This is a genomic window from Lewinella cohaerens DSM 23179 (genome assembly GCF_000379805.1).
Lineage (GTDB): Bacteria > Bacteroidota > Bacteroidia > Chitinophagales > Saprospiraceae > Lewinella > Lewinella cohaerens.
On record NZ_KB903550.1, the window covers coordinates 1 to 16,179 of the forward strand.

General features: G+C 45.7%; 11 protein-coding genes. 4 read left to right on the top strand and 7 right to left on the bottom strand.

What is annotated here, in order from left to right; genetic code table 11:
- Together A3EU_RS30820 and A3EU_RS0116545 are read right to left on the bottom strand one after the other, a co-directional pair.
- Positions 1 to 353 (bottom strand): hypothetical protein (locus A3EU_RS30820; RefSeq protein WP_044086109.1); only part of this gene is annotated, 353 nt, incomplete at its 3' end.
- A gap of 87 nt (positions 354 to 440) precedes the next feature.
- On the bottom strand, positions 441 to 662 hold the full coding sequence (locus A3EU_RS0116545; RefSeq protein ID WP_020537305.1) for a hypothetical protein: 222 nt from the start codon (positions 660 to 662) through the stop codon (positions 441 to 443).
- Positions 663 to 997: 335 nt separating this feature from the next.
- Between A3EU_RS0116545 and A3EU_RS0116550 the strand changes: the two genes are divergently transcribed.
- The gene (locus A3EU_RS0116550) at positions 998 to 1,744 is read left to right on the top strand and encodes a glycosyltransferase family 2 protein (RefSeq protein ID WP_020537306.1); all 747 of its coding nucleotides are present in this window, start codon (positions 998 to 1,000) and stop codon (positions 1,742 to 1,744) included.
- 280 nt (positions 1,745 to 2,024) lie between these two features.
- Positions 2,025 to 2,777: a SprB repeat-containing protein gene (locus tag A3EU_RS0116555; RefSeq protein WP_020537307.1), complete on the top strand. Its 753-nt coding sequence runs from the start codon at positions 2,025 to 2,027 to the stop codon at positions 2,775 to 2,777.
- A 104-nt stretch (positions 2,778 to 2,881) separates the two neighbouring features.
- On the opposite strand, the gene A3EU_RS0116560 is transcribed toward A3EU_RS0116555, so the two are convergent.
- The 5 genes from A3EU_RS0116560 to A3EU_RS0116580 form a co-directional block, all read right to left on the bottom strand.
- Positions 2,882 to 3,880, bottom strand: a complete 999-nt coding sequence (locus A3EU_RS0116560; protein WP_020537308.1) for a hypothetical protein — start codon at positions 3,878 to 3,880, stop codon at positions 2,882 to 2,884.
- 95 nt (positions 3,881 to 3,975) lie between these two features.
- The gene (gene ybeY / locus A3EU_RS0116565; RefSeq protein ID WP_020537309.1) at positions 3,976 to 4,449 is read right to left on the bottom strand and encodes an rRNA maturation RNase YbeY; all 474 of its coding nucleotides are present in this window, start codon (positions 4,447 to 4,449) and stop codon (positions 3,976 to 3,978) included.
- Positions 4,450 to 4,515: 66 nt separating this feature from the next.
- Complete coding sequence (locus A3EU_RS0116570; RefSeq protein ID WP_020537310.1) at positions 4,516 to 4,902, bottom strand: ATP-binding protein; 387 nt, start codon at positions 4,900 to 4,902, stop codon at positions 4,516 to 4,518.
- 223 nt (positions 4,903 to 5,125) lie between these two features.
- Positions 5,126 to 8,473 carry a DUF4175 family protein gene (locus A3EU_RS0116575; RefSeq protein WP_245569367.1) on the bottom strand — a complete coding sequence of 1,116 codons (3,348 nt, stop codon included), beginning with the start codon at positions 8,471 to 8,473 and terminating at the stop codon, positions 5,126 to 5,128.
- A 160-nt stretch (positions 8,474 to 8,633) separates the two neighbouring features.
- Positions 8,634 to 9,593: an ion channel gene (locus A3EU_RS0116580; protein WP_020537312.1), complete on the bottom strand. Its 960-nt coding sequence runs from the start codon at positions 9,591 to 9,593 to the stop codon at positions 8,634 to 8,636.
- 271 nt (positions 9,594 to 9,864) lie between these two features.
- On the opposite strand from A3EU_RS0116580, the gene A3EU_RS0116585 reads away from it, so the two are divergent.
- Together A3EU_RS0116585 and A3EU_RS0116590 are read left to right on the top strand one after the other, a co-directional pair.
- Positions 9,865 to 10,791, top strand: a complete 927-nt coding sequence (locus A3EU_RS0116585; RefSeq protein ID WP_020537313.1) for a hypothetical protein — start codon at positions 9,865 to 9,867, stop codon at positions 10,789 to 10,791.
- 53 nt (positions 10,792 to 10,844) lie between these two features.
- On the top strand, positions 10,845 to 15,944 hold the full coding sequence (locus A3EU_RS0116590) for an Ig-like domain-containing protein (RefSeq protein ID WP_020537314.1): 5,100 nt from the start codon (positions 10,845 to 10,847) through the stop codon (positions 15,942 to 15,944).
- The last annotated feature ends 235 nt before the right edge of the window (positions 15,945 to 16,179 follow it).

Here is a 16,179-nt window from a genome sequence, read left to right on the forward strand (position 1 = left end):
TGCCAACTAGGATAAGAATGGGAGCAAAAGCTATCGTGTACGCCGCCGACGTTGAGGCTATCCCCATTTTCCATCGTCTGGTGAGCGGCATTGATGATGCTACAGCCATTGGTATAAAAAATCAGGTTTCCTTCATTGTCACAAATCATGCCTATGGGATCCATATGTATAGGAATATCAAAGTAAGAAACCTCTGGTTCACCCGAGCGGAAATCTATCAAGGTACCTCCGTGGTAAATATCAGTGGGCAATAGTCGAGGTGAACCGAGTACCCATTGGGCATCATGAGCTGCCTGGGCAGAGAGGAAGATGGGGAATAATGTTGTGAGGAAAAAGTAGAGGTAGCGAAACATAACCAAGGAATTATTTGCGTTGAATTGGCCATCACATAATGACGGCCAATTCAAAGCGGTGAACACAAATTACTGCACAATCAGTTTTTATCCGGTATTAGTGCCGATGATAAAATCAGGTTCAAATTCTCCATTTTCTGCACATAATGAAGTGCCCGTTAATGTTTCGGTGGGTGTTGGCTCGAAACAGTGTTCCAGAGGACTCTGTTGAGGTTGTGCATTTCCTAAAAAAACAAGAAAAAAAGCAATAAGAGAGAGGCGGCTCCTGAGAGTTGAGCCGGGTGTATAAAAAACTTGTAAGATCAACATAACAATATTGATTTAGTGAGAGAATCGCGTTTGGTGCTGGAAGTGAAATTAGATTATTTTCCGGCTTAGAGTTTTATTTTAATTTTTAAAATGTGCGCGTTAGTAGTTGAATCTTTTTCTGTAAGTTAACTGCAATAAATTTAATTTCCAAATTGCAATAAATCAGCGCTCATCAAAAAAAGCAATGATCTTCGTATTTCTATATCCTTGCACAAAAGAATTGTTATCTAGCATGACCGCGACAAAACCCAACTAAATATAACAATCGCTAATGGACACCTTCTTTTAGGCAACGAAACTTCCTTGTATATTTGCCGAGCAAAATAACGATATCAATGTACAAAGGGAAAAAAGTCATCGCAGTGCTGCCCGCCTACAATGCAGCGCTAACCTTAGAAAAGACCTATCGGGAAATCCCGTTTGACTTGGTAGACGAGGTGATTCTCTGTGACGATGCCAGTAAGGATAATACCTCGGCACTGGCAAAGGAGATTGGTATCAAGCACGTCATCGTCCATGAACAGAACAAAGGCTACGGTGGCAACCAAAAATCGCTTTACAATAAAGCACTAGAGCTAGGTGGTGATATCGTGATTATGCTGCACCCGGATTATCAGTACACCCCTAAGTTGATTCCAGCAATGGTCAACATCATTGGCGACGAGCTCTATCCTGTCGTGTTGGGGTCTCGTATTTTGGGCAAAGGTGCCCTCGCCGGAGGTATGCCGCTCTACAAATACATCGCTAACCGCTTTTTAACCCTGACCCAGAATTTACTCATCCGCTATAAGCTTTCAGAGTACCATACCGGATACCGTGCCTTCTCGCGCGAAGTATTGGAAGGCATTAATTATAATGCCAATTCTGATGACTTTGTATTTGATAATGAAATGTTGTCGCAAATCATTTACCACGGCTTTCATATCGCCGAAGTAACGTGTCCTACCAAGTATTTTGAAGAGGCGTCTTCTATCAACTTTCAGCGGAGTGCTAAATATGGATTAGGGGTGCTCCGGGTATCTGTTAGTCACTTCTTTCATAAGCTGGGCTTAGGAGGATCGGCTATATACCAGAAGCCTTAGATTGTTCTCTTCTTGAGGCTATATGGAAAGGTTGGAGAGCATTAGAAAGCAGTATCCTGAGTAGAACGAGTTGGGGGAAATTAATTTGATAGAAAGTGAATAATGATTGAAGTATTCGCCGCCCCCTTAGTGAAGTTATATTCATAATAAAACATGCAGATAGGGGATTATTATTAGGTGTAAATGCAGCGAATCGTGATTTAGAGAGGTTGAATAAATGAGGGCCGCAATCTGGCCCAAAACGTTGCTCAAACTATTTCTGAATTAAAATGCGCTGATTATGTCTTTTATCACTATTAGGTCAATTGCACTCTTAACACTATTTACGTTGGTTTTTGCTTGTAATGAAAATGAAAACAACCCGGATTTTGTTGAATGTGAGTCGCTGATTGCTGAAATCGATTTTGTCGTTCCAGATAGTATACTTCAGGTTATCGTAACAGGAGGAACAGCCCCCTATAGCTACGATTGGAACGATGGTTCCAGCGAAAGTATACTTAGCGAACCTAGACCCGGAGTTTACGAAGTCACGGTGACGGATGCCCTAGGCTGTACAGCTGAAGCAAGCTTGGTCGCTGCAAGCGATTGTGTTTTGAATTTAACAGCAGATAGGGAATTTGAAGAAATCGGGAATACAGGCGTGTTCCGTTATACTATAGATGCCACGAGTAGTGCTCCTCCAGTTGCTTTTCTGTGGTCTAATGGAGAAACGGGCAATTCGATTCAGATTACGGAAGCAGGCACATACGTAGCCTCAATTACGGATGCTAACGATTGTTTGATCGGCTACTCCACTACGATCAACGAAGGCCCTCAAGGACTTTGCGAATTCGGTATTCGAGTTTATTACTCCACAAGTGAGAATTTACTGAGGGTTGGTTTCCGCAACCTTAGCAGTGGTGGACCATACACTTATTTATGGTCAGATGGTTCTACCGAGCGTACTTTCAACAATCCTGTTCCTGGCACTAATTACACCGTCACGGTTACAGATATAGCTGGTTGCCCGGCGGTGGCTGAGATTAGTCTCTAAAGGCATATAAAGAGCTATTTAGAACGAATAGGTGAGTGCTCCGGATGAGTTCTTGGCATCCGGAGCACACAAGTAATAAGGCTATGCTAGCGAATGATTAGCTATTATTCCCCCTCTAACTTGGTCATCAGCTCAAATCCGTCGAGGGTGACGGTACGAAGCAACTCTCCGGTTGATAGATCAATGCTATAAATATAAGTTTCGATATTATTCTCTAGGGTAGTTCCTCCTCTGCACACAAATGCATTGGTCGCAGTGTGAATCGTTTGGAGGTTGGGAGATAATTGATCAATAGCCAGGTCGCTACCAGATAAGGTCTGGGTGGTGAATTCATTGTCCGTTCTCACCAACCGCACTAAACGGAATACTCGATCAGCATCAGGGTACGTAAGGGCGTAAATGAAGTCGTTTTCAGGATGCTGAACAAAGCCGAATAAGCCAGGTAATACACCGCTGTCGTTTACCAATTCATTGGTGTCTAAATCAAAGATGTAATATTTCTCTCTTTCGAGAAAAAGGAGGTCGTTGGTGCTTTTTTGATAAATCATAGCTTCAAAACTACTGCCATTGAGCGGTAAGTTATCTGCTTGTATTGTGAATGTTTGAGTTGTTAAGTCAGCAACATAAATAGCATTGTCAGCCTTGTCAAAAGCATAAACGGTATTATTGTTGGCACCGAAAGCCAAGAATTCAGGTCGAGTAACTAAAGAGCTTCCATCAGGAAGTTCAAGAAGTATGGTCGTTTTTTCAAGAGTAGTGAGATTTTGAATGATCATTTCTTGCCCATCAATCTGGTTGATGTAAATTCTCCGGTTTTGAGGGAAGTCAGTAAGGGCAGCGGTACCGTTTGGGAAATTAATTGCTCCGGCAGGTTCTTTAGTACCGGGTATAGAATCGTAGTTGCCGGTGGTGATATCTATAAATGTTTCCCATTCGCCAACGCGACTTCTGAAATTAGTGGCATACACGTGAACAGAAGGATCGTATTCGCTAATGCTCGGCTGTTCGTCGTCGTCTTTACAAGAGGAAATACTCAGGGTAAGCATCAGACCAGTGAAAAAGATTAGGATAGAGAAAAAGGGCATTTTCTGAGGAGAGGGCATAATAGATTGTTTTAGGAGGAAAATATTTAATACGTTACCCCCTCAAGATAAAAGGTTCTTTTCGGTCACTATCAATAGCAAGCGTTAAACTTTTCCTAAACCATAGTAGCTAGCATGGCTAGGGCTTCTTCTTCGAGTTTACGCATCCGTTGAGCTTCTTCTTGAGTCTTATCTCCGAAGCCACAGAGGTGTAATACGCCGTGTATGATGACGCGCTGAAGCTCCGTAAGAAATGGGAGGCCAAGTTCTGTAGCATTTTCTGCTACGCGGTCTGTACTAATATAAAGATCACCACTGACAACAGGTGGATCAGCGTAAGGAAAAGTGATAATATCAGTGAGAGTATCGTGATCAAGGTACTCCACATTGAGTTGGTGGAGGTATTCGTCGTTACAAAAGATATACTGAAGTTGTCCTAGCGCTCCCTTATGGTGTTGAATAACACGCTCGATCCATTGGGTTAGCATTGTGAAGTCGGGCATAGGCTGCTCGACATCCTCTACATGAAAAGAGATTTCCGGTTCCAGCACTGCGTCTGAAGGGAAAGTGGGGAAAAGAGAATCTGACAAATGAAAAGTACTTAATATTGCGCAGAAAATAAACTGCGATTTCGCTTTTTATTTTCGTGCTGTTCCTTAGAGCTTGAATTGCATTTCTACGGTACGTCCGCCGTTACGGTAGGCGATTTTATCGGATAAGTGCTGCATGAGAAATACGCCTCGGCCGCCACACTTACAGATATTTTCTTCTTTGGTTGGATCAGGAACCTGTTTATAATCGAAGCCACAACCCTCGTCTGATACCTGAATAGCTAGTTTATCTTTAGCTTCTCTCAGGCTTATGGAAACTTTCTTATTACTGTCTTCGCAATTTCCGTGGATAATTGCATTATTGACTGCTTCTGTAAGGCTGATGAGAATATTGCCGTGTTGATCATCATTGAGGCGGTAACGTCTTACGAGCTTGGTAACAAATAGCTCTACTTTTGCAATGCTCTTGGCCTCAGAAGCTAATCTAAGCATGAATGGTTGTGTACTAGTCTTCGTCATATATCGATTAATATAAGAAAAAATTGACTAAAATGCAAGGCCTCATAAACGAAGACCAACATTATTAAGACGTCATTTGGAGTACGGGGTCACAATAGGGTAAGGCATCAATCGGACAACAAATGTAAGGGATGTAGAGCAGTTTGTCAAGAGCTGTACACCCCTTATTGTCATTTTTACAAAAAGATACTTGGGTTTAGTTGGCCCGCAAGCTCTTGAAGTACTCGTCTACGAGGTACTTATAATAAGGTTTCAAAGAAGGTGAAACCGTTTTAAACATATCTATTTCTGCTTCCCGCTTTTTCAGGTATTCCTGGAGGGAAGGAGGCAACTCCCGCTCGCGTTGGCGGGCGGTATCTGATTTGCGGCGTTCGTCCTGATCTTGCTGGCGCTCGGCTTTTTCGTGTTCGAGTAGCCGCGACATGATTTCTTGTTGGCGCTGCATCATTTCATTGGTCAGACGCTTGTTTACCAGGTCTTCCTCGCTGCGATCCATTTCATCGATCAGCTCTTGGAGCTTTTGGTCTGTCCCATTACCTTGTTGCTGGCGTTCGGCTTGCTTCTTGCGCAAGGCATTGCGTAAGGCGGCTTGCTTGGCGGCCATTTGTGCATATTCTTTGCTTGATACGCCCTCGCCTTTTTCCAGCGCATTTTTCATGCGTTGCAGCCCTTCGTTGATGGATTGCTGGCCGGGGCTCATCTTGTCACCAGGTTTATTACCTTGTTTGCCCTGGCCTTGGCCGCCGGGGTTGTCACACATTTGGTCGCCGGCCATCATGCCCGACATTTGTTGTTGCATCTGGTTCATCACTTCGCTCAGCATCAATGCCAGGTCGTTGACGTTGGTCATCGTGCGTTGTTGGTGCTCAGAAGCCTGTGGCACGCGGCGCTCTTCCAGTTCTTTTACGCTCGCGCGCATATTACTGCGGATTTCGGTCACCTTTTCCGTTACAAATGACTCGATTTGGTAGACTCGCTTGCTCAGCGCGTGCAGGCTATCCTGAATTAGGCGGAAGTCATCCTTTAGCTTAAACTGGTCCTGTACCAGCTCCACATAACGCGGGGTATTGATACCTGCGCGCTCAAAATTATCGATTAAATCTTCTTGGTCAAAAGATAGGCCTACGAGGTTTTCCAGCAATTGGCGCAAAGCCTGCATGTCTTCTTCCATTTGCTCTTGCTGCTCGCCTTCCATCTGCTGTTGCATCATGCTGGCCATGCTCTTCATCTTCTGGCCCGCTTTTTTCTGCGACTCGCTGGCGCCACTATTCTCTTGCTTTTCCAGTTGCTCCTGGCTCTCTTCCATGTCCTCCTCAATACTCTCCGACTGCTCCTCAAAGTCACCCATCTCAGTGGGTTTCTCCAGCTCCTCGTTCTTCTTCTCCATTTCCTCCATCTTCTCCTGGATCTCTTCAAACTTCTCGCTGATTTCTTCCTGCTTTTCTTGCAGTTCCTCTTGCGACTTTTCGCCACTTTCGGTCTCTTCAGCAAGTTGTTCCTGCTCCTCAGCGAGTTTCTCCAGTTCGTCGATGGTCTCCATCATATCCTGCTCCAGCTCCAGTTGCTTGTACATTTCCAGCATCCGGTCCAGTTCCATCTCCATCTCTTCGTCGCTCATCTCCATCTCCTCCATCATCTCCAGGGCCTGGTCTTTATCCATTTCCTGAAGCAGCTCTTCAATCTGCTTCATCAGCTCCTGCATCTCTTCACTCAGCGATTCTTCAAACATTTCTTGCAGGCGTTCCTGCTTTTCCTGTAGGCGTTCTTCCTGTGGCGAAAGTTCTTCCTGCTTTTGGATGTTCTCTTCAAACTTTTGCTGAGCTTCCTGGATCTGTTGCTGCAACTCTTTCTGCCGCTCCAGCATTTTTTCCAGTTCCTTGCGATCCTGCCAATCCATTTCTTTTTCCTGAAGCATCTGCTCGCGCATCTCCTTCATCTTATCCTGAATAGCTTTAGATTCTTTCAGCGCAGCTTCCAGGTCTTCTTTGATTTGCTCTTCGTTTTCTTCAATCTGAGCAGCGATCTCATCTTCTGTAGGTACGGCATAGCTCATCAGGTTGGTACGGGCAGATTTGCGACCGTTTACACCATCGTTATCCAATACCTCAAAGTAGTAAACCACATTATCTCCTGGCTTGAGGCCAAGTTCCCGTAGGTCAAAGGTATAATCGTAGCGAAGTGCTTTACCTTTGGTTATTGCCAGCGGTACGCTGACGGGCTCCTTGGCCGCACCTTCAAGATCACTAATGGTGTAGTGGAAGTTTAAACTGGTCAGCCCGTAATCATCGGACGCTTCTCCTACGAAATACATCAGTTTGTTATAGCTGCTGTCCTGAAAAGCTTCCACCCCGATCTCAGGATAGAGGTCAGGAATCACACTTAGACTGTAACCGATAGAATCGGCATTAGGCAACAAAGCATTTGATACATACAGGCGGTAAGTAAGGTCGCGTAGTGCGCGCTTTTCCAACGTAAACAGATCGTCGTCAAAACGGCGTGCTTCCTTAATTTCCTGATCGTCGGAGAAAGCGATGCTCAAGTCGTCTGTGTGTTGAGCATTGAAAACCCAGTTGATCGTCGTTCCTACAGGGACATTCAGGTCACCGATGTTATCCAATTTCTCGTTACGACGCTGTAGGTAAGCAGGGTAATTGAGCTGTACTTCAAAGCTGGCGATATTAGGCTTTTTCAAAACCTCCAGCGTGAATTCTTCAGAGCTTACACCTCCTGCATACAAGCGAAAGCGGGTGTCTTTTTGCACATTACTAAAGCGGTGTGAAAATTGATTGATCGACTCTTTGGTCAGGCGGTACTGGTAGTTGTCTACTTCAATGTAAGCCTCATTGGGAAACTGTTCTCCGTCTATTTCAATACTCAGTGGGAAATCACCAAATTGTACCACCGACAGGTCATCGGCAAGTAGATTAAAGCGGAAAGGCGCAGGACGTTCAAATTCTTGCCCGTTGCGAATGAGGCGGCGGGTAGAATCTTTGATCATGCTAGGGGCGGCAAACAACAAGACAACAAGTAGCAACAATGGCGGTAAGGCATACTTGAGGTATTGGCGGTTGTTGTTGAGGTCAATAGCTGCGCGGAAAGGTACCGGACTAATCTCTTCGGTCTTCTGGTTGATACTGGCCATGATCAGGGCCTTGTTCTCAGCAGTATCTGCCTGATGGCGCAGTTGTAGTACGTTGAGTAGCTTATCTTTTACATTGCTAAAGTGGTCGCCAATAATCTGAGCGGCCTGCTCATGAGAGATGACTTTACCCAGGTGGAAATAAGCCATCAAAGGCCGCACGATCCAAATGCCCAAAGCGAGCAAGCTGGTGCCGACAAAACCAAAGAACAATAGTTTCCTTCCGCCTTTACCGAAATAGAAAAAATTCTCCATCAGGCTCACTGCTAAAAACAGCAATAAGATAGCTCCTACGCTATACAGTGCCCCCCGAATCAATTGGTTCAGGTAGTACTTCCGGATAAACTGATCTAACTTTTCTACCAGTAACTGGTAATTATCTTTGGCCGCCATTTCTTTTTGCATTACTTGTTCGCACGTCGCTATATCTACAACTTTCAAATATACGCTTTAGTACACGCAATAGTTGCTTTAGCATAAGGGAAATCAGGGGAGAACCGGGTATTGTGCAGTGAATGACGGAATCGTGACGATTTTTGGGGTATGCATTCGTGCAAAGTCCAGCTTACTCCAGGAATTCAAACTCGTGGATCGCATCAAGGTCCAATACCGTTTTCCCAGAGCGCGGATAGTACATGGGCAAGTAGCGAGCATTCCACCGAATTTCCCGACAAGTATAGGAGCTACTGACGTGAACTCTTTGTCCAAAGGACTCGTCAAAACCTTCGATGAAGATAATTACTTCGGCTTGTTGGCGAGTGAAGTCTTTCGGCTCCCAGCCTAGAATGGGGCTTTTTTTGTCAATAATATGAACGATAGTCCAGTTTAGCGGCAGTAGATTCACTTGGTCTCGTTCTAGGGGTAGCGTGAAAAAACGTCGTGTGGAGTGTTTGTTATCGTCTTCTTCTACCCAGGAAAGAATGACGCTGGCGCGTAGATTGATAATCCGACTTTTTCGCAAATTGGCAATTCTGAACTGAAAGCTCATTTGCTCGGTTCCTCGATACGGAGAAATTAACGCATCCTTGCTAAAAATGAGCTGAGATTGCGCCTTAGAAAAGCGGGCAAAAAAAAGCCCTGTAGCAAGTGCGGTAGAGATGAGCCCCACCAGCGCATCGGCCGAAGCCAGTAAATTGGCTCCTACTCCCTGCGGGTTGACGGCCCCGTAGCCCACGGTAGTAAAGGTTTGCACACTGAAGAAAAAAGCTTCGGCTAAATCGTCGAGCCAATGGCTGGCAATCACCCCCGATAATCTTTCTACCCCAATTAGAAGAAAGCCAATACCAAACAAAAAATTAACTGCAAGGTAATAGAGCACAACGTATAGAAAAAAGGAAGACCAACTCATTTCCACCAGGCTCTGATAAGCTGTCCACACCTGCTGCCCTTCCCTGATAATATTGTAGGATCCATCTTTATTGATCAAGCGATCTGCGGAGTGCGTAATCCTAGTACCAAAGCCAGGGTCCTGAAGTTCAGGGTTCCCCTTTGGGGTAGATTTGCGGTTGAATCCAGGAATATTCATGGTGCTGCGGATGGGTTTAGTAATCTTCGTCTCTGAGAAGTTTGTTTTTAAGACGGACGTGTCAAAATCGGAAACCTTTAGGACTTTCGATGTGCATGAAACGCAAAATTGACCAGAGAATCGTAATTTTAGGTCCTTTTACAGACGACACGGTATTTGCCAGATATGAAACTATCTCTTTAGATCATCGTAATCTAACCTAACATACAACACGCAAAACTGTTTTTTCAAACAGAAAACGGCTTTGTCAATATCGTAAAATCGTCTATCAATGAGAGCTGAAATCGTTCTTGTTTATTTCTTAATGCTGTTTTGGGCTATTCCATTATCGTCGCAATCAACGGAAGTTGAAACGAGTACCCCTCAAGGTGAAAGTTTCACGATGGTGGCTTTCGGAACCGGACAAACTACGGGCCATATTGCTACGCTTACGGTAACCAATAATACAGCAGCTGAAGTAAACGTAGCCCCTCAATCCTTTTTACTTCCCGCTTTACAGACCTACCAAAGTTATGTTGGGCGAATTCCGGCAGGGATAAGTATCAAAAAAGGAGAATCTGTAGAAATTGCCCTTACCGGTTTTTGTATAGATGTTCATAGTCCGCCGATTCCATTAGGGCGGGCACTGCTCCCTGTTAAGGATTGGGTGCCTGTTGGAACTAAAATCCCAAATCCTGGAATTGTCACAACAACACTTTTGCCCCGTGCGCCACTAGTTGATTTTAGCCTTTCTGATATTGGTTTTTTGAAAACACTACCTGAGTTCAAAACTCAACGCTCCAAAAAGGGAGGAGTACCTCGCATCACTTATCCTGGTTCAGAAACACCCATTGGTGGCAGTCTGTCTAAAATCACAGACATGGCCAAAATAGCTCCGTTACTAGTTGCTATGGTGCAATCTATTGAAGCGGCTACGCCCATGATTCAAGAAGAATACACGACCCCTTTTCAGGGAGATTTGCTTAAAGAGCGCGAAGCCATCATCCAGCAAAGTGTGTGGATATTCATGGCGCAGTTGACGGGCGCAAGCTACACCCAGGAAGATTTTGCTAAAAAAGTTGAGCAGGAACTACAGCAACGCACCGGCACTTTGGCTAACAGTTTGCCACCAGGCCAGCAAGCAAAACTTGAAACCGGCATCAACAATTTTTGGACTGCTTTTTTAGCTACAGGCGCTGCTGCTAAAGTATGGCGATAGATGACCGGGATTGAATCCTGGCGATTTTTTCCTTCCCCTTTGATACGTACCCTATGAGAATATACTACACCTCCATTTTACTAGTTGCCTTACTTAGCGGCAGTTCATTATCAGCCCAGTCTGTTGACCAGCCGACAGACACCACCGGGATAAATGGCTATGGGCAAGACCCCTGGACCAGCATTGACCTCACCGGCCAGCGTATGAAGCCGGGATTGTTGCAGTCCTCACAAGTTAATGAAACAAAAAGGAAAATACCTTTCTGGGTTCCTCTGGGAGGTGGTATTCTCGGAGGAAGTGTCGTCACTTACATTCTTTTACAGGAAGAAGAACCCCAGGACACCATACCCATCATCGGACCAGAGCCGGAACCAGAGCCCGACTCTCTGGTGGTGAGGGATAATGCTTTCACCCTGCCTTGCTTACCTCCTTTTACCATCCGGCCATTACTTAATGATGAAGGGAGTGGTATTTTTATCAGTACTGTTGGCCCAACTGGTGATGCTACAGTGGAATTATTTGGTACAGATGCTTTAATCATTACTGATTTTGGACCAGCCGAAATATTTACATTTTCGATTAGTGTAAGCGACTCCTTGGGCAATTCGGCAACCAATAACATCACCCTGACGGTAGATCGCCCTGACATTTCAATTCAAGATGATGATTACAGTGCCCCTTTCAACACCCCCGTTTCGGGCAATGTGCTCGACAATGATCAAGGCAATGGTATCCGGGTAATTGATTTCACGCCACCTGCAACAGGAGGTACTTTTGAACTTGGGGAGGATGGACTGATGACCTTTGTTCCGTATCCTGATTTTGTGGGTACGATTACTATTCCTTACACGATTGAGGACGATTGTGAGCAGCAACTTTCCGCTACGATAACGATTACGACAGGTGCGCCCGATTGCGATTTTACAGTCACACTCACTCCTTCTCCCGCTGATTGTGGCTTAGCCAATGGTGTTGTTAACACTCTTGTCACTCCGGCAAATGACTACACCTTTAATTGGTCAAATGGTATAGAAAGTCAGGATCTCGAAAACTTACTACCTGGCGATTATGAGGTCACTATTACCAGCAATAGTGGTCTTTGTATAGACAGCATTGCAACGACGATTATTGAAAACCCCTTCACTTATATCGTTTCAGCTACCAGCGCAGCCGGAGACTGTACCGGAGAAGGAGAAATAACGCTTAACCTGGATGCTCCCGGAGCAGTACCACTCGTGACTACGATCAGTGGTCCCGAAGGAGATCAGCAATTTGTTCTACTGGCTGGGACGACGATGCTTAGTGACTCTATCAATCTTTTCCCCGGGGACTATATCATCGTTGTCTATCCTCAAAATGCAGGAGATGGCTGTGCCCAGCAAACGATGGTGAGCATCGCTGACAATAGTGTTTTGCCCACGCTGAGCAATGACAATTACACCACTCCCTTTCAGACTGCTGTGGGCGGGAACCTTCTTGATAATGATAGCGGAATGGTAATCGCCATCACCGAAGCAGGAGATCCAGGCGAGGGTATTTTGAACTATAGCGAAAACGGCAACTTCACCTATACACCACCTGCTAATTTTACGGGAACGGTTAGCTTCCCTTATTCCATCACCGATATATGTGGCAATACCTTAACGGGAACAGTAACCATTGAGATAGGTGCACCAGATTGTAATTTCAGCCTCTCCCTGGAAGCCTTGCCTGCCGATTGCGGAATAGCAAATGGAAGTATCAGCAGCAGTATTTCTCAGGAAGGAGCATACAATTACGCTTGGTCAAATGGCGCAGAAGAAAATCAAATTGAACAACTCATTCCTGGAGAGTACCAACTGACGGTAACCAGCAATGGCGGTCTTTGCAGCGAAGAGTATTCGGCGACGGTTACCGAAATCCCCGGTAATTACATCAGCAATGTGAGTACTACACCAGGTAATTGTTTAGGCGGAGGCAATATTGAACTAACATTAAATTCTCCGGCCGCAGGGCCGCTCACGCTTGCTCTTACCAGTGCAACGGGTACTGAAACCTTCAGTGTCGATGCAGGAACAATTTCTTTAAACACGCTGACCAACATCCCCACTGGCAACTACACCTTTGGTGTGTATCCTGAGATTGCGGGAAGTGCTTGTAGCCAGTTCAACAGTGTAGCTGTTGGTGACAATACGCCTCTGGTCTTAGCTAACAATGATTTTTACACCACGCCTTTCCAAACCGCTATTGGCGGAAACCTGTTGATTAACGATCAAGGTCTACAAGTTGAAGTGGTCTCCATTGAGGGCATTACGGGAGGCATGGTGACATTCACCCCTGGTGGAGCATTCACTTTTACACCTACGGATACCTTTACTGGAATGGGTAGTTTTTCTTACACTATACGCGATGCCTGCGGAGGAGAGGCCATTGCCAATGTAATGATTGTTGTAGGAGCACCCGATTGTAATTTCACCGTTGGCCTCAATGCCCAGTCGGCCAATTGTGGGTTTGACAATGGAGCGATCACCACCACAATAGAGCCCGCTGACGAACAGTACGTTTATGCTTGGTCAGAAGGCAGTAGCAGCAGTTCATTAAGCAATGTTGCTGCCAGCCTTTACTCGCTCACGGTAACAAGTAATGGCGGCCTATGTAGCCAAAGCTACAGCATAGTTGTACCCCAGTTGCCGATCAACTACTTCAATAACACCACTACCACGGCGGGTACTTGTCTTGGCGGTGGTAATATAATGCTTGACCTCAATGCCCCAGACGGCGGCTTGCTAAATGGCGTCCTCAATGGCCCCGACTTCAATCAAACAATCAGCCTGCCTAGTGGTATTAATAACCTCAATGAACTTTTCAACTTAAGCGCAGGCAGTTATTCTATCACGCTCTATCCAGTAGCAGCAGGGCCTTCTTGTAGCCAAAGTATCAGCTTGTTGATCCCCGATGAGACCCCGGCTTTATCTGCGACAAATGATAGTTATACCACTCCGTGGCAAACACCTGTTGGCGGCAATGTTATGGACAATGACAGTGGCTTAAACCCTGTACTGATCAGCACGGAAGAAGTCGTTGGAGGAACCGTTATCTTTGAAGCTGATGGTTCCTTTACTTTTACGCCAGCTATTGGTTTTACAGGAAGCGCAAGTTTCATTTACACAATTCAGGACGGTTGTGGTACTACTACGCAGGCGGAAGTGATGATTATGGTACAGGCACCAAGCTGTGTGTTCAATGTATCTCTGGAGGTTACCCCTGCCACCTGTGACTTTAACTCGGGGAGTATCATCAGCAGTGTTGATCCACCAGGGGTGTACACCTACAACTGGTCAACCGGCGCTACCAGCCCTTCTGTCAGCAATTTATCTGCCGGAGATTACACCCTCACGGTTACGAGTAATGGTGGCTTTTGTGTGCAAGAATTCGCAGCAACGGTAATGCAGGCCGAACCTATATTTGTTGACAGTTTGAGTACGGCCCCTGGCGACTGTGCAGGAAACGGATCTATTATCATAGATGTCACCGCTCCTGACAACGGCGAGCTGGTCGTCATTATCAATGGCCCCAGCGGCGCGAGCGAGGTTACCATACCTTCTGGGTTTTCTGACCTTGGCGACTTGGTAAACCTCCCTAGTGGCGTGTACGACCTGGTCGTTTACCCCGTTTCGGTAGGCTTTTCCTGTAACGAGCAAACTTTTGCCGAGATCGAGGACAACACGCCGCCTTTCATTGTTAATGATGACAACTACATTACTCCTTTTCAGACACCTTTGATCAATAATGTTTTACTCAATGACGAGGGCCTGCTAGTACAGGCCGAAGAAGTGCTGGAGGTAACTGGCGGCACCGTTGATTTGAGCAGTAATGGAGATTTTATCTTCACCCCTAACGATGGTGCAACTGGTACGGCTAGTTTTGTATACACCGCTACAGACGCCTGTAATGAGTTGCAGCAAGGTACGGTGACCATTGAAATAGGAATACCTAATTGTAGTTTCACGGCTTCCTTTGTTCAGTCTGAAGCCAGTTGTGGTTATAATGACGGTAGTGTCATTGCAACCGTAAACCCCGCTGGCGACAACTATACTTATGCCTGGTCTAACGATGTGGATACCAGTCAAGTTCTGAACTTACCCGTGGGTGAGCATTCCTTGACGATCACAGACACCAACGATGGTTGCCCGCTGTCTTTCACGTTTGATATCACAGAACTTCCTGCTGCCTACATCAGTGACTTAGAGACAACGGCTCCAAACTGCAATCAAAATGGCGATATCAGCTTCTTGCTTGATGGCAATGCACCAGGGCTTTATGCCATCTCAATCACTGCTCCTGACGGGAATATCACGGAAATCAGCAATATCCCTACGGGCTTAATGCAGTTAAGTGATTACCTGACCATGATGAGTGGCACCTACTCCATTAGTGCTTACAATCAAAATATTGGTGCCGTTTGTACAGAAGAGGTGATGGCTGTCGTTCCCGATTTGAGTGTTCCGCTGATTAATTTGAGTAGTATTACCCAGCCATCAGGAGGCGGGGCGATGGATGGTAGCTTTACTATTGTTTTTGACCAGCTCAGCACTGGTCCCTACCAAGTAGATATCAATGGTGCAGACGCTGGTGCTTCTAGTGGAGCGCCCTTTACTGCCGACAATTTGGGTGCAGGTTCGTATGTCGTTTTCGTAACCGATGCTAATGGCTGTACCTCCAACACCATCACCATTGAGTTGGCAGGCAGCATGCAAATTCGTATTGGCTGGCAGCAGCCGGAGATTTTCTTTACAGAAAGAGATAATGAGCCTGTTAGTGATCTTCCGAATCCTGTTTTGAGGTCTCAGTGGCGGCCTTTCCTGCTATTAGAGCATGCCCGTACTCGCTATTTTTATCAACTTAAATTTACCGAAGCACAGCGTTATTCATCCATTGGACGGATGACGCCCATTTTGCATACCAGTTTTTATTACGGTAGAAAAAATCAAAATGACACAGGTGATTGGAGTTGGAATACCGGCCCAGGTTACCTGGCGAGTCCCTCTCTCGGGTGGCAATGGGAAGCGAATATTGAATGGGGCCCGCCTTCAAGTCAAGCGTGGTCTTTACAGGCAACAGGAGCCTGGGGGAATGAGCCTCGGTTATTGATTGGAATCAATTGGGAGTACTAAAACCAGTGCGAAAGGCAAGGCCTGTAGCCCGGCGGACGGAGGAGCAGGACAAAGGATGGGCAGGAGCGGAGCGACCGACAGCCTGGTGCCGAGGCACGAAGGCATGGCCCCTAGGAGCCTGTTTAACGATTTTGTTTGGAGGAAAAAAACAATCGAATAATGTTATTACTTTTGTAGCGAAATAAAGTAGTCTTTTTAAGCCGTTCTTAACATTTTAGTGCACAGGTCTAAAAAA

What these genes read in the sequence shown, in the direction of transcription:
- A3EU_RS0116590 (WP_020537314.1), top strand. Translation starts at nt 10,845, where the DNA reads ATGAGAATATACTACACCTCCATTTTACTAGTTGCCTTACTTAGCGGC.
- A3EU_RS0116560 (WP_020537308.1), bottom strand. Translation starts at nt 3,880, where the DNA reads ATGCCCTCTCCTCAGAAAATGCCCTTTTTCTCTATCCTAATCTTTTTC.
- A3EU_RS0116580 (WP_020537312.1), bottom strand. Translation starts at nt 9,593, where the DNA reads ATGAATATTCCTGGATTCAACCGCAAATCTACCCCAAAGGGGAACCCT.
- A3EU_RS0116550 (WP_020537306.1), top strand. Translation starts at nt 998, where the DNA reads ATGTACAAAGGGAAAAAAGTCATCGCAGTGCTGCCCGCCTACAATGCA.
- A3EU_RS0116585 (WP_020537313.1), top strand. Translation starts at nt 9,865, where the DNA reads ATGAGAGCTGAAATCGTTCTTGTTTATTTCTTAATGCTGTTTTGGGCT.
- A3EU_RS0116570 (WP_020537310.1), bottom strand. Translation starts at nt 4,902, where the DNA reads ATGCTTAGATTAGCTTCTGAGGCCAAGAGCATTGCAAAAGTAGAGCTA.
- A3EU_RS0116575 (WP_245569367.1), bottom strand. Translation starts at nt 8,473, where the DNA reads ATGCAAAAAGAAATGGCGGCCAAAGATAATTACCAGTTACTGGTAGAA.
- A3EU_RS0116545 (WP_020537305.1), bottom strand. Translation starts at nt 662, where the DNA reads ATGTTGATCTTACAAGTTTTTTATACACCCGGCTCAACTCTCAGGAGC.
- A3EU_RS0116555 (WP_020537307.1), top strand. Translation starts at nt 2,025, where the DNA reads ATGTCTTTTATCACTATTAGGTCAATTGCACTCTTAACACTATTTACG.